This window comes from Kribbella qitaiheensis, assembly GCF_014217565.1.
Classification (GTDB): Bacteria; Actinomycetota; Actinomycetes; order Propionibacteriales; family Kribbellaceae; genus Kribbella; species Kribbella qitaiheensis_A.
Window position 1 is genome coordinate 4548034 of the sequence record NZ_CP043661.1, and the last position, 18491, is coordinate 4566524.

The following is an 18491-nucleotide window of genomic DNA, read 5'->3' on the forward strand; positions in this document are numbered from 1 at the left end:
TACGGGCTGGCAGGATGGCGTCATGATCTCGGCTGGGCAGTTGGCGGATGCGCCGAAGGTGTTGTTGCACGACCACCTGGACGGTGGCCTGCGGCCGGCGACGATCGTGGAGCTGGCCGCTGACATCGGCCACCGGCTGCCACGCACGGACGCCGGTGAGCTGGGGCAGTGGTTCGTCGAGTCGGCGGACTCCGGCTCGCTGGAGCGCTACCTGGAGACGTTCGACCACACCGTCGCGGTGATGCAGAACGCCGAGGCGATCACCCGGGTCGCGAGCGAGTGCGTGCAGGACCTGGCCGCGGACGGCGTCGTGTACGCCGAGATCCGCTACGCGCCCGAGCAGCACCTGACAGCCGGGTTGTCGCTCGAGCAGGTGGTGGATGCGGTCCGCGCCGGGTTCGAGCACGGCATGGCCGCCGCCGAGCGCCCGATCGTGGCGCGTCAGTTGCTCACCGCGATGCGGCACCAGGCGCGCTCGATGGAGATCGCGCAGCTCTCGGTCGCCTACCGTGACGCCGGGGTGGTCGGCTTCGACATCGCCGGCGCCGAGGCGGGCTACCCGCCCACCCGGCACCTCGACGCGTTCGAGTACCTGCAGCGCGAGAACGCCCACTTCACCATCCACGCCGGCGAGGCGTTCGGCCTGCCGTCGATCTGGCAGGCGATCCAGTGGTGCGGCGCGGACCGGCTCGGTCACGGCGTACGCATCATCGACGACATCTCGTACGACGGATCGGCCGGCCTCGACGGGAAGGTCGAGCTCGGCCGGCTGGCGGCGTACGTGCGGGACCGGCGGATCCCGCTGGAGATGTGCCCGAGCTCCAACCTGCAGACCGGCGCGGCCGACTCGATCGCGCAGCACCCGATCGGGCTGCTGGCCAAGCTGAAGTTCCGCGTCACGGTGAACACGGACAACCGGCTGATGAGCGGTACGTCGATGAGCCGCGAGCTGGCCCTGCTCGCCGAGGCGTTCGACTACGGCCTGGCCGACTTCCGCTGGTTCGCGATCAACGCGATGAAGTCCGCCTTCGTCCCGTTCGACGAGCGGCTCGCGATCATCGACGGCATCATCAAGCCCTGGTACGCCGAGGCGCTCGCCTAATCCGTTGGACGGCCCGGCCCCGCGCACCGCAGAGTCGACCGTATGACCCCACATCGCCTCCGCTTCGCGGAGCTGTCTGCGAAAACCATGTCCGCCCTGCTCGCGGACGACCTGGACGCCGCGCGCACCGAATCCGGCGTCGAGCTCGGCGAGTTGTTCGTCGACGACCGGGCGAAATGGTTGTGGAACTACCGGCTCAAGCAACTCGAGACGCAGCCGGAGGCGGCGGGCTGGATCGCCCGGGCCGTCCTCGCCGAGTCGGCCGAAGCTGAATCGGCCGAAGCTGCGCCGGCCGGCGCTGGGCCCGGTGAGGTGGTGGTCGGCTATGCCGGCTATCACGGGCCGCCCGATGCCGACGGGATGGTCGAGGTCGGCTACACCGTTGATCCGCAGTACCGCCGGCAGGGCTTCGCGAAGGCGATCCTGGCCGCGCTGATCGAGCGGGCTGCCACCGAGCCCGCAGTACGGGTGGTTCGCGCCACGATCAGCCCGGACAACGCGGCCTCGCTCGCCACCATCGCCTCGTTCGGGTTCACCCAGAAGGGCGATCAGTGGGACGAGGAAGACGGCCTGGAGCTGATCTTCGAGCGCCCTGCCTGACTACTTGACATCGGGTATACGAATCCTAATACTCGATTTCGAGTAATCGAGATCGAGGAGGTCGATCATGCCCAGGCGCAAGGTGGCGAACCCGCTCGCGTTCGCGGTGCTCGGCAGCCTCGGCGAGCGCTCGATGCACCCGTACGAGATCGCCACGATGCTCAAGGCCCGCGGTAAAGAGGGCAGCATCAAGCTGAACTACGGCTCCCTGTACTCCGTGGTCGCAGCCCTGGAGAAGGCCGGCTTCATCGAGGCGGTCGAGACCCTGCGCGAGGGCAACCGTCCCGAGCGCACGGTCTACGCGATCACCGAGGCGGGCCGGAGCGAGTTCACGGACTGGCTGACCGAGCTGCTCGGGACGCCGGAGAAGGAATTCAGCCAGCTGGAAGCCGGCCTGGCCTACTTGCCGGCCTTCTCGCCGGACCGGGTCGTCGAGCTGCTGGAGCAGCGGGTCGTGGCGTTGGAGGAGCAGATTGCTCAGGCGGTCGCCGCGCACGAGTTCATGCAGGCCAGGAAGTTTCCCCGGATCTTCTGGGTGGAGTCGGAGTTCCGGCTGGCCCTGCTCACCGCCGAGCGGGACTACGCCCAGCGGCTGGCCGGCGAGATCCGGGTCGACGGCCTGGAAGGGAGCGCCTTCTGGCGCAAGACCCACGAACTCGTCGCCGAGTTGGGGATCACGCCCGTCGAGGTGCTGAAGAACCCGGTCAAGTACTTCGGGGAAGACCTGCCTTGGATGAAGGAGGTCCCGCCGGAAGGTATGTAGGACGGCCCTCGACCGAGGCGCGGCAACGCCGAGGTCAAGGGCCGCAGTTCCTCGAGTCGATCCCGCAAGCGAGACCTGGCACCCAAGGCGCAACCATCAGGATAGCCAGCTCGCCCGGATCGGCTCCTCAGCACTCACCTTGAGGAGTTCGAACCATGGCGGCTACCCATGCCCTGGAAGCAACAGAGTTGGTGAAGACCTATCCCGCCGGGCGCAAGAAGCCGCCGCTGCGGGCGCTCGACGGACTCACCTTCGCAGTCCCGGAAGGCGTGGTCCTCGGGCTGCTCGGCCCGAACGGGGCCGGCAAGTCCACCACCGTCAAGATCCTGACCACCTTGTCCCGGGCCGACTCCGGTACCGCGCGAGTGGCCGGCTACGACGTGGCCAAGCAGCAGGACGCCGTCCGCCGGGCGATCGGCTACGTACCGCAGAAGTCCAGCTCGGACCCGATGGCGACCGGGGTGGAGAACCTCGTCCTGAGCGGGCGGATCTTCGGGCTCTCCCGGCAGGACGCCGTACGCCGGGCCGCGGAGCTGCTCGAACGCTTCGACCTCACCGAGTCGGCCGATCGGCAGGTCCGCACGTACTCGGGCGGTATGCAACGGAAGCTGGATGTCGCGCTCGGTCTGGTACACCGGCCGCGGGTGCTCTTCCTCGACGAGCCGACCACCGGTCTGGACCCGGAAGCACGGGCGGATCTGTGGAACGAGGTCGGCCGGCTGGCCGGTACTGAGGGTCTCACCGTCCTGTTGACCACCCACTATCTCGAGGAGGCCGACCGGCTGGCCGGTCAGCTCGCGATCGTCGACCGGGGCAAGGTCGTGGCCGAAGGTAGCCCCGAGGCGCTGAAGGCCGAGCTGCGCGGCGACTCGGTGCACGTGGAGCTGGTCGATCCCGATGCCGATGGCACCGTCCAGCGGCTGCTGTCGGGATTGCCGGGCCTCGGCGAGATCGTTGTCGAAGGCAACACGTTGCGGGCAAGGGTGGATCGTGGCGCGACGGCGGTCCCCGCAGTACTGGGAGCCCTTGAGGAGAAGGCGATTCCGGTCTCCGCGGTGACTGTGTCGCGGCCGTCGCTGGACGACGTCTATCTGCGATACACCGGTCGATCGTTCAAGTCGGCCGAGAAGAACGCCGGCAACGAAGAGGGGAGGGCTGCCTGATGACGACCATCACCGCAGCTCGTACGGCGCCGGCTCAGGTCGGTCGAGGTGGTTTCCTCAGTCACACCGGATTCATCACCGGGCGATGGCTGCGGGCGCAGTACCGGTCGCCCGCGCTGATCGTCTTCACCTTGGTGCAACCGGCGATCTGGTTGCTGCTGTTCGGCCAGCTGTTCAAGGGGGTCGTGGCGCTGCCCGGGTTCAGCGACTCGTCTTACATCGCGTTCCTGACGCCCGGCATCGTGATGATGACCGCGCTGATGACGAGCGGCTGGAACGGCACCACCTTCATCGCCGACATGGAGCGCGGGGTGATGGACCGGATGCTCGCCTCACCGGTCCGGCGGGGCGCGCTGATGGCGGGTCAGCTGATCAGCAACGGCACCACCACGATCCTGCAGACCATCCTGGTGTTCGCGATCGGCTTCGCCGCGGGTGCCCGGTACGACGGGGGCGTGGTCGGCTACCTGGTCACCATCGTGGTGTCGATGCTGGTCGGTACGGCGTTCGGGTCGCTCTCGAACGCGGTAGCGCTGCTGACCCGGCAACAGGAGGCGCTGATCGGGATCTCGCAGTTCATCTCGCTGCCGCTGACGTTCCTGTCATCGATCATGCTGGACCCGAAACTCGCCCCGCACTGGGTCGGGGTGGCAGCCCGCTTCAACCCGGTCGACTGGGCCGCGATCGCTGCCCGCCAAGCTCTTTCCGCCAACCCGGACTGGTCCTCAGCAGGCCGTCACAGCGCCTACCTACTCGCCTTCACCCTCATCGTCGCCTACCTCTCCACCCGAGCCTTCCGCACCTACCAACGCTCCGTCTGACCTCGTACTGCGCCCTCCCGCTTCCGTGGGAGGACGCAGTACTAGCTCGCGGTCTGGAAGGTTCGGCGGTAGTCCTGGGGTGGGACGCCTACTACCCGGCGGAAGTGGTGGCGGAGTAGGGCGGCGGTGCCGAAGCCGGCTTCGGTGGCGATCTGTTCGATGCCGAGTTTCGTCTGCTCCAGCAGGGTTCTGGCGTGCAGGACGCGTTGGGTGGTGACCCACTTGAGCGGGGTCGTGCCGGTCTCGGCGACGAAGCGGCGGGCGAAGGTCCGGTCCGACATCCGGGCCCGGCGGGCGAGCTCGGGGACGGTGTGCTCGATGGTCAGGTGGTCCACCATCCAGTCGAGCACCGGCTGCAGGCTCTCGCCGGACGACTCGGGCACCGGCACCTCGACGTACTGGCGTTGACCGCCGTCGCGCTGCGGCGGGACGACCATCCGACGAGCGATCCGGGTGGCGACCGCGCTACCGAGCTCGCGGCGGACGAGGTGCAGGCAGGCGTCGATACCGGCTGCTGTCCCGGCGCTGGTGATGATGTCGCCGTCGTCGACGAACAGCACGTCCGCGTCCAGCTTCGCGAGGGGGTACTGCTCGCGGAAGAGCTTCGCGTACCGCCAGTGGGTCGCGCAGTTGCGGCCGTCCAGCAGGCCGGCCCGGGCGAGCACGAAGGCGCCGGAGCAGACGGTCAGCAGGATCGCGCCGCGCTCGTGCGCCCGGCGGAGCGCGTCGAGGATGCGCTCGTCGTACTCGTCCCGCCACGTGGTCGCCGGCAGTGCCACCAGATCGGCGTCCTCCAGCTCCTCCAGCCCGTACGGCGCCATCACGGCGGAGTGGCTGCTTGTCTGCAGAAGCTCACCCGGCCGGGTCGAGCACACCTTGAAGTCGAACGCGGGCACACCGTCGTCGGTCCGGTTGATCCCGAACACCTCCGAGAGCACGCCGAACTCGAACAGCGCGACGTCCTCCATCAGGACGACGGCGATCTTTTGCAGCATGCGAGCCAGTATGGCAGGAATTAGTGGAGGACTGTCAATAGTGCCAATTGTGGCTGGATCTAGTTGGTAGCAGAATTACTGCCATGACCGGAATCATCGTCCTCGCAGTACTCGCGCTGGCCGTCATCGCGGCTCTGGAAAGCAGCAACAGGCGTAACTCCACCGGGTTCGAGCACGGCCCGGCCGGATCCTGGGTTGCCGGAGACCGCGACGAGGCCAGGTCCAAGCTCGACCTGCTCGCCCTCGGCGGGATGGCCGAACCCTTCTCCCACAAGCCGGCCGGCACTCGCGCCTCCGTCGTGAGCATCCGCCGCGCCCGCCTCTTCACCCACCAGCACCACGGCCGCCACGCAGCCTGATCAGGCCGACGCCAGGGACGGTAGAGCCTTCGGGTTCTGCCGTCCCTTCGGCTTTGGCCGGTAGAACTCTGCGGAGCCCGCCGCGAGCGCGAGCGAGAGCAGCAGGAACCCGCCGTACATCCGCCACCGCTCAACGGGGTCCTCCCCGTTGACGAGCACCAGGCTGAGCTCGGCTGCCACGATGCCGAGGGCTCCGAGCAGACGAGCCCAGGCCGGCCGCCGGTAGAGCAGTCCGCCGAGCAGGAGGGCCGGCAGGAACACGATCCCCGGCCCGGCGAGGACGACCAGCCAGACCAGGCCGAGTAGCCGCCACCAGCGAGACCGGCCGGCCTGGCGTACGCCGTACAGAACGCCGAACGCGAGTCCACCGATCGCGGTGGCACCGACGATGAAGCCGGTACCACTCCAACTGAACTCCGGACTGCTGGAGATCAGCCGCATCCACACCCGGGCCGCGACACCCCAGCACAATCCCAGGAGCAGCCCGGACGATGCCGCCCGCGGAATGGTCGCGACCAGACGAGACGGCGGCCCCACGAAATCGTGCGTCACCACGACACCGGTAGGCAGGCGAGGCGGAGGCCGGCGACACCGTTCGGATCGGTCGGCTCCTGGTGGATCACGATTGCCCGGTTACCTGGCAGTGCGATGAACGGCACCTTGGTGATCGCGAAACCCGTCCCGGCCCGCGTGACCGTGAAGTCCAGCCAGATCTCCGTGTCCGGTCCGATCCGCGGCGGGACACGACCGGCGACCGTGTCGGAGTTGTAGTGCGGTCCGGCGGCCGCGCCGTCCCCAGCGACACACGGGCCGACGTGCAGATGTGCGCCGAAGGAACGGCCGGCCATGGACCGGTCGATGCCGTTCACCTGCAGCCAGACCAGGCTGCGACCGTCGTACTGCACCATCAGGAGCGCCGCCCGGGCACGGTCGAAGGCTCCGGCGGCAGCGGGCTGCAGGTCGCGGAGACCGCCATGGGCCAGCACTACGCGGGCCTTCGAGGTGCTCGCAGCCGTCTCCGGCGCGGCTGAGGCGGAGATCGGTACGGCGATCGCGGCGGTCATCGCGGCCGCCATCATCACGGCGGTGCGCTTCGTTGCTGTCATGACTCCCCCATTCGGGTCCATGCTGGGAGCAGGGATCACTGCAACAGACGGGTCGTGGTCGCCGGCCGGGTGACACGGCGACGAAGATTTTCGCGCTGTCACCCGTTCAGTCGTTTCGCTCGTCCGTTCAGGTGATGGGGGCTATGGGTACGGCCGCGGAGTTGCCTGCCGCCGGTGTCCGGGTGGATGCCGACGCGCTGGTCGTCGCGTTGTTCCAGGCCGAGGGAGCGCGGCTGGTTCAGCTGGCCCGGTGGTTCGTCGACGACCGGACGGCGGCCGAGGACCTGGTCCAGGAGGCGTTCCTGCGGCTGGCCCGCAACCAGCACCGGATCAACGACCCGGACCGGGCGGCCGCCTATCTGCGCTCGATCGTGGTCAACCTCGCCCGCGACCACAACCGGCGCGGCTTGGTGTCGCTGCGGCACCGGCCACCGGCCGTGGTGGACGACCGGTCGGCCGAGGACCACGCCGCCGTCGACGAGAGCCGCCGCGAGGTGATCGAGGCGCTCCGGCAACTACCCCGCCGGCAGCGCGACTGCCTGGTACTGCGCTACTACCTCGAGCTGTCCGTCGGTGCGATCGCGGAAACGCTGGGTCTGTCGCCGAACTCGGTGAAGACCCATCTGCAGCGCGGAATGCGCGCCTTGAAAGCCGAGCTGGAGGAACTGGGATGACCAGTCAGGCACGACCGGACGACCCGAGCGCGATCGAGCGCCGGCTGACCGCCGCGCTCGGACCGGGTGAGTCCCGGCCGGCTTCGGCAGATCTGTTCGACCGGGTCCTCGGCAGCATCGCCGACGACCAGGTCCGCCGCCGCCGGATCCGCCTCGGGCTGCTGCTCGGCGGTACCTCGATTGTGTTGCTGACGGCAATTACCTGGCTGGTGACCCCCAAGAAGAACGGACAGCTGCTGATGGACTGGTGGATCCTGGAGTTGTTCACGACGGCCTTGCTGATCGGTCTGGCGCTCTGGCTCGGCCCGTTCATCAAACGCTTCGGCCGGGCGTACGCCGCCGACGTGTTCCAAGACAACCCGCAGACCGGGAAGAGCTACATCGTCCTGACGGACATCGTGTACTACCTGATCTTCGCGGCCTACATCCTGTTCACGGTCAACTTCGAGCCGCGGGAGAGCTGGGGACCGAAAGTGCTGGCGGCCCAGGTCAGTTTCGAGGCGGCCCGGATCGGCGGCATCCTGCTCGTCATCGGGGTGCTGCACGGGCTGAACATCGTCTTGATGCCGATCCTCGGCCGGCTGTTCTCCCTCAACCGCAAGCTCTCCGGCAAGTAGCAACACCGCCTGCGCGGAGGGGTAGAACCCCAAGCGCGGGCGGTTCCTCAGCGATGTGGGGCGATTCGATCTAGCTGTCTGAGCCAGCTCCAAACCATACCGTATGGTATGTTTCCGGTGATCTCGGGAGGTGTTCGGTGGTGGGTATTCCCTGGGTGTGGCGGACGACGGCTGAAGAAGTCGCCGCGGAGTACGCCTGTGACCGGTTCGTGGACGGGCCCTCGGTGGGCTTCTTCCGGGCCGCCGATTCCGCCGCGAAGCCGGAGATGGTCTTCCGATGGTTCTGCCAGTTGCGGATCGCGCCGTACAGCTACGACCTCTTGGACCACTGGGGAAAGCCGAGTCCGCGCACGCTCTCTCCAGGGCTGGACGAGCTGGAGTCGGGGCAGCGGTTCATGACGATCTTCCGGCTGGTGGACTTCACCCCTGGCCGGCAGCTCACGCTGCAGATCGACCGACCCGCGGCCCGGCGGCTGTTCGGCAATCTCGCTGTCAGCTATACGGTCAGCCCGGCGGGCACCGGTTCCCGGCTGGTGGTCAAGCTCGCCGTACCGGCAGGAGGCAATGCGGTAGGGCGTTATCTGCTGGCCTGGGGTGACCTTCTGATGATGCGGAAACAGACGGTCAAACTGGCCGGCCTGGCAGCACAGGCTGAACTCGACGACTGCCCTTCGGGGTCGTAGCGCTTGCCTGATGGCGACGGCGGGGCGCCATGACATCCCGTAGTACCAGGAAAACCAGGCGCGTGGTCGGCGGTGGTGTGCCACAGTCGGCGGGTGGATGACTACCGCGTGGTGAATCGGGCGAGCTGGGACGAGCGGGTGCCGGCGCATGCCGCGTCGGCGGGCTACAAGTTGGCCGAGTTCGAACGCGATCCGAAGTTCCTCAGCGATGTGGTGCGGTTCGATTTACCGCTGCTCGGGGACATCTCCGGCCTGCGCGGAGTTCACCTGCAGTGCCACATCGGGACCGACACGGTGTCGCTGGCCCGGCTGGGCGCGCGGATGAGCGGGCTGGATTTCTCCGGTCCTGCGGTCGCCCAGGCACAGTCGTTCTCGGATCAGTTGGGCGCGGGAGTCGACTTCCATCAGGCGGACGTATACGACGCCGTCGAGGTGCTCGGCGCCGCGCAGTACGACCTCGTCTACACCGGCATCGGGGCGCTCTGCTGGATTCCGAGCATCGAGCGCTGGGCCGAAACCGTGGCCGGGTTGCTGAAACCGGGCGGGCGGCTGTTCATCCGCGAAGGGCATCCGATGCTCTGGGCGCTGGATGGGGATCGGGTGGCCGGCGAGGTGACCCTCGACTACCCGTACTTCGAGACCGAGGAACCGCTGGTCTGGGACGAGGGCGGGACCTACGTCGAGACCGAGGCGGAGTTCTCGAACAACCTGACCCACGAGTGGAACCACGGGCTGGGCGAGATCGTGACGGCACTGTTGAACGCCGGCCTGGACCTCACCGGTCTCGCCGAACACGACAGCGCGCCCTGGACCGCGCTGCCCGGCCACATGACCGAAGACCCCGAAACCGGCGAGTGGCGGCTCACGGAGAAGCCATTCCGCCTGCCCGCCACCTACACGTTGCAGGCGGTCCGCCGGTAGCCCGTACGCCAGCCGCTCCTGCCGCACGTCGCCAGCGAGGCGCGCCCTTCACCGGGGCGCGCCTCAGCTCGGCGGGCCGATCTGGCTCTCGCCGGGTGAGGTAGCCAGCTCCTAGTGAGCGCTACGCCGCTGCTGGACCTTCTGGAACATCTCCTTGGCCTTGCGCTGGTTCTCCGGCTTGCTCAGCTCACGCTGGGCGACCTGCAGCAACTTCGCCACCACAGCACCCTTGACCAATGTCTTCACGAAACCCATCAGGTCCCTCCTTCTCTCTTCCTAAGACGGTAGCGGTCCCCGCAACCGTCCCGTATGGGTGATCCACCCGAGCGACCCCCGGAAATTGACCCGGGAATCTGTCCACGGTGTGGGGCACACTTGGGGAGTGCCCGAGTTGCCGGAAGTCGAATCGCTGGTGGAGTTCCTGCGGGAACGTGCCGTCGAGCGGGCGATCGTGCGTGCCGACATCACCGCGATCAGCGCCCTGAAGACCTACGACCCGCCGATCTCGTCGCTGGCGGGCCTGCTGATCGACGACGTGCAGCGGCACGGGAAGTTCCTGGACATCTCCGCGCAGGGCATCCACCTCGTCATCCACCTCGCCCGAGCCGGCTGGTTGCGCTGGCGGGAAGAGCAGTCGACGGCGCTGATCCGGCCGGGCAAGGGCCCGATCGCGCTCCGGGTGACCCTCGACGACGGCTCCGGTTTCGACCTGACCGAGGCCGGGACGCAGAAGAAGCTCGCGGTGTACGTCGTCCGCGACCCGGCGGAGGTGCCGGGGATCTCGCGCCTCGGGCCGGATCCGTTCACGCTGACCGCCGAGGAGTTCGGCGCGATCCTGAAACGCGAGGGCCGGGTCCAGCTGAAGGGCGTCCTGCGGAACCAGTCCGTCATTGCCGGGATCGGCAACGCGTACTCCGACGAGATCCTGCACGTGGCGAAGATGAGCCCGTTCAAGCCGGCCTCGAACCTGAGCGACGACGAGCAGAAGATCCTGTACGACGCGATGCGGGAGACGCTGACCGATGCGGTCGAGCGCTCCAAGGGGCTCGCGGCGCAGGACCTCAAGTCCGAGAAGAAGAGCGGGCTGCGGGTGCACGGCCGTAAGGGCCAGAAGTGCCCGGTCTGCGGCGACATCGTCCGCGAGGTCAGCTTCGCCGACTCGTCCCTGCAGTACTGCGCGACCTGTCAGACGGGCGGCAAACCGCTGGCCGATCGCCGCCTGTCCAAGCTGCTGAAGTAGCCCGAAGTACGCAGTACGGGGAAGTGGCCGGGGCAGCTCATACCTGCCCCGGCCGGCGCCGATCTCAGGTCATCTGGTCGAACATCGTCTTCACGTCGGGAGTGTTCGGCGTCGACAGCAGGTACGCCGGTCCGCTGGTCGTCCGGCGGGACGTGACCGCGAAGACATAGCCGAGGTTCGCGTCGATCCGGTCCTTCAGCCACGGTCCGCCGCTGGCGCCACCGTTCATGTTGGAGCTCATCGCCGCATCGGTCGAGCCGTACGAGAACGTGTTGCCGTCCTGGTAGTACGGCACCTCGCCGTTGAACGGCGCCTCGGCCGGCCAGCCCCAGATCCGGGTGTTCGCCTGGTCGCGGGTGTTGCCCCAGACCAGACCGTTGCCGCCGACCGCGTCGATCAGGTTGGCGCCGTTGCGCTGGCCGAAGGTGACGAACGCCTGGTCGTGGCTGAAGTCGCTGCTGCTCATCCAGGAGTCGAACGTCCGTGCGGTGGACCAGTTCCACAGCCCGGCTCCGGACGCGCCGTTGTAGTAGCTGGGCGCGAACACGATGTTGCTGTGCCAGTTGCCACCTTGACCGCTGTGGACGCAATGGCCGGCCGTGATGATCAGGTTCTTGTAGTTGTTGGCGATCGTCGCCGCCGAGCACACGTAGTTGAGCCCGTTGTCGCTGAAGAACAGCTTGCCCGCGGTGCTCGGCACGCCGTCGTTCAACACCTGGTGCCCAAGCGGCGCAACGGGACGGGAGGCGATGCCCGACGTGCTGTTGCCGTCGGGCGCCTTGTTCGCAGGAGGTTTCGCGTCACCCGGCAGATCGGCCGGGATGGCACTCCGCATCTTCTCGGCTGTCCAGTAGCCGGTTGCGTCCAGCGCGCCCGCGGGCGCGGACTTCGGCAATGCAGGCGCTCGTACTCCGGTCGTGGCAGCAGCCTGTACTTCGGGCGCAGGTGCTGCGGGTGCGGCGACGGCCGCGGACAGTGGGGCGGCGGTCAGCAGGACGGCCGCGACGGCGAGCCGCAGCATCCTGGGCATGGCTGACTTATTCATGATGGTGACTCCTCATTCGGGGCGGAACAGAGTCGTCACAGTGCGGCCGTGTCACTCCAGCCGCACGAGTGATCACGCACAGTAGAGGACAAATGACAACAAAATACAACCCGTCGGCGAAACTTGCTTACCTCAGAAGATGAGGGTCAGTCGGCGACGCGGGTCTGCCAGCGGTCCAGTTCGGTGAGGATGTTCTCGATCTGCGGGTACAGCGCGGCGACGATCTCGGTCGGGGTCTGGCCGTCGTGGGTGCGGCTGCCCGACTCGCTGATGATGATCCGGAACACGCCGGCCAGGGCGAGGCCGTCGAGGCGGGCGAGCTCCGGTGCGATCGAACTCGTGTCGCCGATGGATGCGGCCAGTGCGGCGGCCAGGCGGTCGGTCGTCTCCAGTGCCAGCCGGTTGACGGCCGGGCTGATGGCGGCCAGATAGCCGAGGTTGCCGCGGGCGGTCTCCGAAGGCCTTCCGTCGATCTCCGACACCGTCAGCAGGACGAAGTCGCGGATGGCGGCGGCAGGACTCGTCCCGTCCGGCCGGGATCGGATCAGTTCGCTCAGCCGGTCCTGGATCTGCTGCTCGCGGTCGGTGACCAGCTGTTCCTTGGTCGGGAAGTAGTTGTAGAGCGTCTGCTCCGCCACCTCGGCCGCGCGCGCGATCTCGCTGACCGCCACTTTCTCGTAGCCCCGCTCGGCGAAGAGCCGGGCCGCGGTCTCGGCGATGTGCCGCCGGGTGCGTGCCTTCTTGAGCTCGCGAAGTCCGGTCTCAGCCATGCCCGAAGGCTATCAAGCTACAAATTTAGAGTCGACCCAAGAAAATGGTGTACGCTCTAAAAATAGATCCAGCTACATCGCCTGCTCGAGAAGGGAGCGAACATGAGCCACAACCACGAGGTGACCGCGCCTCCCCAATCCCTGCCGGAGGCCTGGATCGCCCTGGCCGGCCTCTCCGCGGTCTTCCTGTTCGAGATGCTGGACAACTCGATCCTGAACGTCGCGCTGCCCACGATCGGGCGCGACCTGCATGCTTCGACGGTCGCGCTGCAGTGGGTGACCGGCGCGTATGTGGTCCTGTTCGGCGGATTGATGCTGCTGTTCGGCGCGATCGCCGACCGGTTCGGCCGCCGCCGGATCATGCTCATCGGCCTGGTGCTGCTGGGTGTCGCGAGTCTTGCGACAGCCTTCGTCACCTCTGCCGGGCAGCTGATCGCCGTACGAGGCGTGATGGGCGTCGCGGCGGCGATGACCACTCCTGGCTCGATCGCGCTCGCCTTCCGGCTGTTCGACACGGACAAGCTCCAGGTCAAGGCGATCACGCTCATCTCGACCGTTGGTCTGGTCGGCCTCGCTGTCGGACCGACAATGGGTGGTTTCGTGCTCGCGTTCGCTCCGTGGCAGGTGCTGCTGCTGGTGAACGTGCCGATCGCCGTGCTCGCCTTTGTTGGTGTGCGAGCAGGCATCGCCGCCGACGATCCGGCTGAGCTGCACCACGACCCGGTGGATGTCCTCGGTGCACTGCTGAGCACGGCGACGATCGTGCTCGCGCTCCTCTCACCGACGCTGTTCGTCAACGAAGGCTCCGGTTCGTGGGCGCCGTGGACGGTGACAGTCGCAGCTGTCGTGGCCGGGATCGCCTTCGTCGTACGGTCCCGCACGGCGCAGTACCCACTGCTCGACCTGAAGCTCATTGCCCGCCCGTTGGTGTCGAGCGCCCTTGCCTACAAGGCCGCAGCCGGCCTGGCGGTCGCCGGCCTCGGCTACATGGTGACCCTGCAGCTGCAGCTCGACTGCGGCTGGACGCCCGTGCAGGCTTCCCTCGGCATGCTGCCGCAGGTCGTGGTCCTGGTCGCGGGCGGCAGGCTCGTCGGTCCGTTCGTGGAGTGGGTCGGTGCCGATCGGGCCGCCTGGAGCAGCTCAGCGGGTGTCGTGTCCGGCCTTGCCGTCTTCGGCCTCTTCAGCCGCTTCGGATACGTCTGGGTCGCCATCTCTCTCGTGCTCGTGGCTGCCGGGATGCGGGTCATCGGCACTGTCGCCGGATTCAACGTGCTCCGCGGTCTGCCGAAGAACCGGACCACGATCGGCGCGGCGCTGCTCGACACCGCCACTCAGGTCACCCCCGGCGTCGGTCTGGCCGTGACCGGCACCATCCTCGCGGCGCTCTTCACCGGCGACATCGCCAGCTCGAACTGGACCACGCAGCAGACCTCGCAGTTCGAAGAGGCGGTCACCATCGCCGGCCTCACGCTGACGGTCGTCTCCGGACTACTCGTCGGCTGGGCGATCCTGCGCGCGCGGGGCGTCGCCGACGACGCGTCGAGCGAGCCCGCTGCCGATGCTCTCGAGGTGTAGTCGTGTGGACCGTGTGTGGTGACCGGCGGGGGAGGCTGCGATGATCAGGGCATGTTCCAGAATCCGCAGATTCCCGCCGTGGGCGTGGCCGACCTTGACGACGAGTTGCTGGCCGAGGCGTTCGTGCTCGATGTGCGGGAGCCGGACGAGTGGGACCGCGGCCACATCACCGGCGCGACGCATATCCCGCTCGGCCAGCTGCAGGAGCGGGTCGGCGAGGTGCCGCTCGACCAGAAGGTGGTCTGCGTCTGCGCCGTCGGTGGCCGATCCTCGATGGCGACCCAGTTCCTCGCCTCCCAGGGCCGGGACGCGATGAACTTCGACGGCGGGATGCAGGCCTGGGAGGCCGCCGGCCGCCCGGTCGCCGTCAGCTGACCACCCTTTACGTCCGAACGGCTGAGGGGTCTGACCCTCGCCTCTTCGGACGCAAGCAAGATGCAAGATAGATAGAAACCTTCCGGTGGACGGCTGAAGACGTTACTTTGTCACCGGTCGGTCGATCGGCGTACACCTGCGCCTCACCTGTCGGTAGGGCTCTCGGCGTCGGATGGCCGCGTCCGTCCATGCCGAGGAGGCCGCTTTGTCATCGTTCCGCTCAACCCCACCGACAAGGCGACGGCGTACGGCGGTCAGCGTGCTGGCGGGCGGTCTGCTCGCCACCACCGTCTTCACCCCGGCGCTCGCTCACCCGGCACCGGATCCGGGCCTGGCCCCGGTCGAGGCGCTCCAGCACTCGTCGGCCGCGTCGGACATCGCCGACATCGCGATCGCTCCGGTCGGCGAAGGCCTCGTCACGAGTCGCCAGGACAGCCCGGTCGCGCCCGGCGTGAACCACACCGCGTTCGAACGACTCGACGCGCGCGGCTGGCTGCGAGGTGACTTCCTGGTCGCGGATCTCGACAAACACGGTGTGACCGTGGACTACGTCAACACCGGCAAGGTCTCCGGTGGTCAGCCGGTCAGCCAGCAACTGGCTCGCAAGGGCGCGATCGCCGGCGTCAACGGCGACTTCTTCGACATCAACGACACCACCGCCCCGCTCGGGGTGGGCATCGACAACGGCCGGCTGATCAACGCGCCCGCCGCCGGGCACAACGACACCGCGGTGATCGGCAAGGACGGTCTCGGCCGGATCGCGCAAGTGTTCCTGCAGGGCACCGCGACCGACGACGACGCCACCAAGCTCGATCTCAGCAACCTCAACTCGCCGACCGTCGGCGCGAACGGCATCGGCCTCTACACCCCCGAGTGGGGCGACGCTCCCCGCACCCGCACGGTTGACGGACTGCCGACGGTCCGCGAGGTCGTCGTGCGCGACGGCGTCGTCGTCTCCTCGAACACCACCCCCGGTACTACGCCGCTCGCCGCCACCGAGCTTGCCCTGATCGGCCGCGAGACCGGCGCCACCGCGCTGGCCGCCTTCGAGATCGGCGACAAGGTCGAGGTCCAGTACGGCCCTCGCGCCGACGCGGCCGAGATCGCGACGGGGATCAGCGGCAACGTCCAGCTCGCTCGCGACGGCAAGGTGCTCGACGATGTGCCGGATGCCGATCTGGCCCCGCGCACCGCGGTCGGGTTCACCGACAACGGCCGCCGGATGGTGCTGCTGACCGTTGACGGCCGGGCGACCGGATCGCGCGGTCTGTCGCTCAAGGAGATGGGTCAGCTGATGATCGGCCTCGGCGCCGACGACGTACTCAACCTGGACGGCGGCGGCTCCTCCACGATGCTGGCCCGCTCGCCCGGCAAGCAGGCACCCGAGGTGGTCAACGACCCGTCCGACGGCGGCGAACGCCTCGTCCCGAACGGCCTGGGACTCCTTCCAGGCAAGGGATCCGGCCAACTCAAGGGCTTCCAGGTCGAGGCCGCTGGTACCGCGGCGGAGCGGCCCGACATCGACGTCTCCAAGAGTTCCCGCGTGCTGACCGGCCTCAGCCGGGTCCTCACCGCACGCGGTCACGATGAAACCTACGCGCCGGCCAGCGGTACGCCGCACTGGTCGGTCGGGAGCAATGCGCGCGTCACTAGCCAAGGCGTGGTCACCGGCCGACGTGCCGGCGACGTCATCGTCACGGCGGAGAAAGGCCAAGCCCGAGGTCGCTTCCCGATGACGGTCCTCGGTACGCCGATCCGCCTGGCGCCTTCGACCCGCCAGGTGTCGTTGCCAGACGCAACTTCTAAAGGATTCTTCACCGTCAATGGTTTCGACGCGGACGGCTTCTCCACCTGGGTGGAGCCGCGCGACGTCCAGCTGACCTACGATCCGGCGCTGATCAAGCTAGTTGCTAGCGGCAATGGCTTCGAGGTGACCGCGGTCGGCACCGATGCGGTCTCCACAGTCGTCACGGCGAAGGTGGGCGCGCTGACCACCCAGCTCAGTGTCACCGCCGGCCTGAGCAGCCAGGTGGTGGACGAGGTCGACGATCCCGCCAAGTGGCAGGCGAACGCAGTACCGGTCGGTGCCGCGACGGCTTCCAGGTCGGTTGCCGAGGGCCACGATGGCGGCCAGGCGATCGCGCTGGATTACTCATTGACGGGCAGCACGGCCACGCGCGCGGCGTACCTCTCCCAGACGCCGCAGCAGACATTGCCCGGGCAGCCGCAGAAGCTCGGTGCCTGGGTGTACGGCGATGGCAAGGGCTCCTGGTTGCGAGCCAACGCGTACGACGGCGCCGGCGGTTCGGCGCAGACGCTGAACCTCGCGGCGACGGTGGACTGGACCGGCTGGAAGTACGTCGAGGCGGCCATCCCGCCCGGGCTGACGATGCCGCTGAGGTTCTGGCGCATCTACGTGGTGGAGACCGTGCCGACCCGGCAGTACTCCGGCCGCATCATCATCGACGACCTGACGGTCCGGGGCGCTCCGCCGGTGACCGTGACGCCGCCGGCCAAGGTGATCGACCCGATGGTGGTCACGGACGGTCTCATCTCCAGCGGACGTTGGAGGTTCGCGGTGATGTCGGACGCGCAGTTCACCGCGGACGCCCCCGAGTCGGACTACGTGAAGCAGGCCCGCCGGACGATCCGCGAGGCGCTCGCGCAGAACCCGGATTTCCTGGTGATCAACGGCGACTTCGTCGACCGCGGCTTCGCGAACGACATCGCGCTGGCCAAGAAGATCATCGACGAAGAGGTCGCCGGCAAGGTGCCGGTGCACTACGTACCGGGCAACCACGAGAGCTACGGCCCCGGTGACCTGTCCGAGTGGACCAAGGTGTTCGGCGCCCCGACCAGCACTTTCGACCACAAGGGCACCCGCTTCGTACTGCGGGACTCCTCGCTCGGATCGCTCCGGGCCGGTGGGTTCGACCAGATCCTCGACCTGCGCAAGCAGTTGGACGACGCGGCCACGAACCCGGCGATCCACAACGTCGTGGTGATGGCGCACCACCCGATCGACGATCCGTCACCGACGCAGAACTCCCAGCTCGGAGATCGCAAGGAGGCCGAACTGCTGGTGCGCTGGCTGGCCGGCTTCCGCGCCTCGACCGGCAAGGGCGCGGCGTACATGGCAGCGCATGCCGGGACCTTCGCGGCGACCCGGACCGACGGCGTACTGCTTCCGCTGACCGGCAACTCCGGCAAGAGTCCGGCGGCCGCGCCCGACGCGGGTGGGTTCACCGGCTGGGCGCTCGTCGGGATCGACCCGGCGGCCCGACCGGCCGACAAGGCGCAGCGGAACTGGTCGGCGCCGGAGCGTGCGTGGTTCCAGGTCGAACTCCGGCCGCATGTGGACTCGCTCGAACTGGCGGCTCCGGCATCCCTCCGCCGAGGCCAGACGGCGCCGGCGGCAGCGACCGTAGTACAGGAAGACCGGCGCGTACCCGTGTCCTTCCCGGTCTCGGCCGACTGGTCAGGCTCGGCCTTCCTGCACATCGGCCCGGCCAAGACCGCTCCGTTCTGGGCCGTTGCCTCCTTCGACCCGGCGACCGGCCAGCTCACCGCACTCCGGCCCGGCACGGCTCAACTGAGCGTCACCGTCAACGGCGTCAGCAAGACCAGCACGGTAAAGATCGACTGGTAGGTGCGGCGGGCCGACGGGCGGGATACCGTCGGC

20 protein-coding genes are annotated in these 18491 nt (G+C 68.1%); 14 read left to right on the plus strand and 6 right to left on the minus strand.

Features of this window, described 5'->3' with window-relative positions; translation table 11 throughout:
- Positions 1 to 22: 22 nt before the first annotated feature.
- The 5 genes from F1D05_RS21430 (at position 23) to F1D05_RS21450 (ending at position 4449) form a co-directional block, all read left to right on the plus strand.
- A complete protein-coding gene (locus F1D05_RS21430; protein WP_185441931.1) occupies positions 23 to 1102 on the plus strand; it encodes an adenosine deaminase in 1080 nt (359 codons plus the stop codon).
- Between the two features lie 42 nt (positions 1103 to 1144).
- A complete protein-coding gene (locus tag F1D05_RS21435) occupies positions 1145 to 1702 on the plus strand; it encodes a GNAT family N-acetyltransferase (RefSeq protein ID WP_185441932.1) in 558 nt (185 codons plus the stop codon).
- Positions 1703 to 1769: 67 nt separating this feature from the next.
- Positions 1770 to 2465 (plus strand): PadR family transcriptional regulator, encoded by a 696-nt coding sequence (locus F1D05_RS21440; protein ID WP_185441933.1) that lies wholly within the window; start codon positions 1770 to 1772, stop codon positions 2463 to 2465.
- A gap of 155 nt (positions 2466 to 2620) precedes the next feature.
- Positions 2621 to 3628, plus strand: a complete 1008-nt coding sequence (locus F1D05_RS21445) for an ATP-binding cassette domain-containing protein (protein ID WP_185441934.1) — start codon at positions 2621 to 2623, stop codon at positions 3626 to 3628.
- Positions 3628 to 4449, plus strand: coding sequence for an ABC transporter permease (locus tag F1D05_RS21450; protein WP_185441935.1), 822 nt, complete (start codon positions 3628 to 3630; stop codon positions 4447 to 4449). Before F1D05_RS21445 ends, F1D05_RS21450 begins: the two co-directional genes overlap by 1 nt.
- A gap of 41 nt (positions 4450 to 4490) precedes the next feature.
- On the opposite strand, the gene F1D05_RS21455 is transcribed toward F1D05_RS21450, so the two are convergent.
- The gene (locus tag F1D05_RS21455) at positions 4491 to 5444 is read right to left on the minus strand and encodes a GlxA family transcriptional regulator (protein WP_185441936.1); all 954 of its coding nucleotides are present in this window, start codon (positions 5442 to 5444) and stop codon (positions 4491 to 4493) included.
- Between the two features lie 83 nt (positions 5445 to 5527).
- Here F1D05_RS21455 and F1D05_RS21460 point away from each other — a divergent pair, with 83 nt between their 5' ends.
- On the plus strand, positions 5528 to 5803 hold the full coding sequence (locus tag F1D05_RS21460) for a hypothetical protein (protein ID WP_185441937.1): 276 nt from the start codon (positions 5528 to 5530) through the stop codon (positions 5801 to 5803).
- Here F1D05_RS21460 and F1D05_RS21465 read toward each other — a convergent pair whose 3' ends face one another.
- Together F1D05_RS21465 and F1D05_RS21470 are read right to left on the minus strand one after the other, a co-directional pair.
- Positions 5804 to 6355 carry a hypothetical protein gene (locus F1D05_RS21465; RefSeq protein ID WP_185441938.1) on the minus strand — a complete coding sequence of 184 codons (552 nt, stop codon included), beginning with the start codon at positions 6353 to 6355 and terminating at the stop codon, positions 5804 to 5806.
- A complete protein-coding gene (locus F1D05_RS21470; RefSeq protein ID WP_185441939.1) occupies positions 6352 to 6909 on the minus strand; it encodes a hypothetical protein in 558 nt (185 codons plus the stop codon). The genes F1D05_RS21465 and F1D05_RS21470 overlap by 4 nt, the downstream gene beginning before the upstream one ends.
- Before the next feature lie 143 nt (positions 6910 to 7052).
- Between F1D05_RS21470 and F1D05_RS21475 the strand changes: the two genes are divergently transcribed.
- From F1D05_RS21475 to F1D05_RS21490, 4 genes are all read left to right on the plus strand, one after another.
- On the plus strand, positions 7053 to 7583 hold the full coding sequence (locus tag F1D05_RS21475; protein WP_185441940.1) for an RNA polymerase sigma factor: 531 nt from the start codon (positions 7053 to 7055) through the stop codon (positions 7581 to 7583).
- Positions 7580 to 8200 carry a hypothetical protein gene (locus tag F1D05_RS21480; protein WP_185441941.1) on the plus strand — a complete coding sequence of 207 codons (621 nt, stop codon included), beginning with the start codon at positions 7580 to 7582 and terminating at the stop codon, positions 8198 to 8200. The genes F1D05_RS21475 and F1D05_RS21480 overlap by 4 nt, the downstream gene beginning before the upstream one ends.
- Before the next feature lie 140 nt (positions 8201 to 8340).
- The gene (locus tag F1D05_RS21485) at positions 8341 to 8883 is read left to right on the plus strand and encodes a hypothetical protein (protein WP_206685787.1); all 543 of its coding nucleotides are present in this window, start codon (positions 8341 to 8343) and stop codon (positions 8881 to 8883) included.
- 93 nt (positions 8884 to 8976) lie between these two features.
- Positions 8977 to 9804: a class I SAM-dependent methyltransferase gene (locus F1D05_RS21490; protein ID WP_185441942.1), complete on the plus strand. Its 828-nt coding sequence runs from the start codon at positions 8977 to 8979 to the stop codon at positions 9802 to 9804.
- Positions 9805 to 9915: 111 nt separating this feature from the next.
- Here F1D05_RS21490 and F1D05_RS21495 read toward each other — a convergent pair whose 3' ends face one another.
- The gene (locus F1D05_RS21495) at positions 9916 to 10059 is read right to left on the minus strand and encodes a hypothetical protein (protein ID WP_185441943.1); all 144 of its coding nucleotides are present in this window, start codon (positions 10057 to 10059) and stop codon (positions 9916 to 9918) included.
- A gap of 127 nt (positions 10060 to 10186) precedes the next feature.
- On the opposite strand from F1D05_RS21495, the gene F1D05_RS21500 reads away from it, so the two are divergent.
- A complete protein-coding gene (locus F1D05_RS21500; RefSeq protein ID WP_185441944.1) occupies positions 10187 to 11044 on the plus strand; it encodes a DNA-formamidopyrimidine glycosylase family protein in 858 nt (285 codons plus the stop codon).
- Between the two features lie 64 nt (positions 11045 to 11108).
- On the opposite strand, the gene F1D05_RS21505 is transcribed toward F1D05_RS21500, so the two are convergent.
- Entirely contained in the window at positions 11109 to 12089 is a 981-nt protein-coding gene (locus tag F1D05_RS21505) for a trypsin-like serine peptidase (protein ID WP_185441945.1), read from the minus strand.
- Between the two features lie 146 nt (positions 12090 to 12235).
- Positions 12236 to 12859: a TetR/AcrR family transcriptional regulator gene (locus tag F1D05_RS21510; RefSeq protein ID WP_185441946.1), complete on the minus strand. Its 624-nt coding sequence runs from the start codon at positions 12857 to 12859 to the stop codon at positions 12236 to 12238.
- 102 nt (positions 12860 to 12961) lie between these two features.
- Between F1D05_RS21510 and F1D05_RS21515 the strand changes: the two genes are divergently transcribed.
- The 3 genes from F1D05_RS21515 to F1D05_RS21525 all read left to right on the plus strand — a co-directional run bounded on the left by F1D05_RS21515 (position 12962) and on the right by F1D05_RS21525 (position 18458).
- The gene (locus F1D05_RS21515; RefSeq protein WP_185441947.1) at positions 12962 to 14434 is read left to right on the plus strand and encodes an MFS transporter; all 1473 of its coding nucleotides are present in this window, start codon (positions 12962 to 12964) and stop codon (positions 14432 to 14434) included.
- Positions 14435 to 14485: 51 nt separating this feature from the next.
- Positions 14486 to 14809: a rhodanese-like domain-containing protein gene (locus F1D05_RS21520; protein ID WP_185441948.1), complete on the plus strand. Its 324-nt coding sequence runs from the start codon at positions 14486 to 14488 to the stop codon at positions 14807 to 14809.
- 205 nt (positions 14810 to 15014) lie between these two features.
- Positions 15015 to 18458: a phosphodiester glycosidase family protein gene (locus F1D05_RS21525; protein WP_246485836.1), complete on the plus strand. Its 3444-nt coding sequence runs from the start codon at positions 15015 to 15017 to the stop codon at positions 18456 to 18458.
- Positions 18459 to 18491 lie beyond the last annotated feature (33 nt).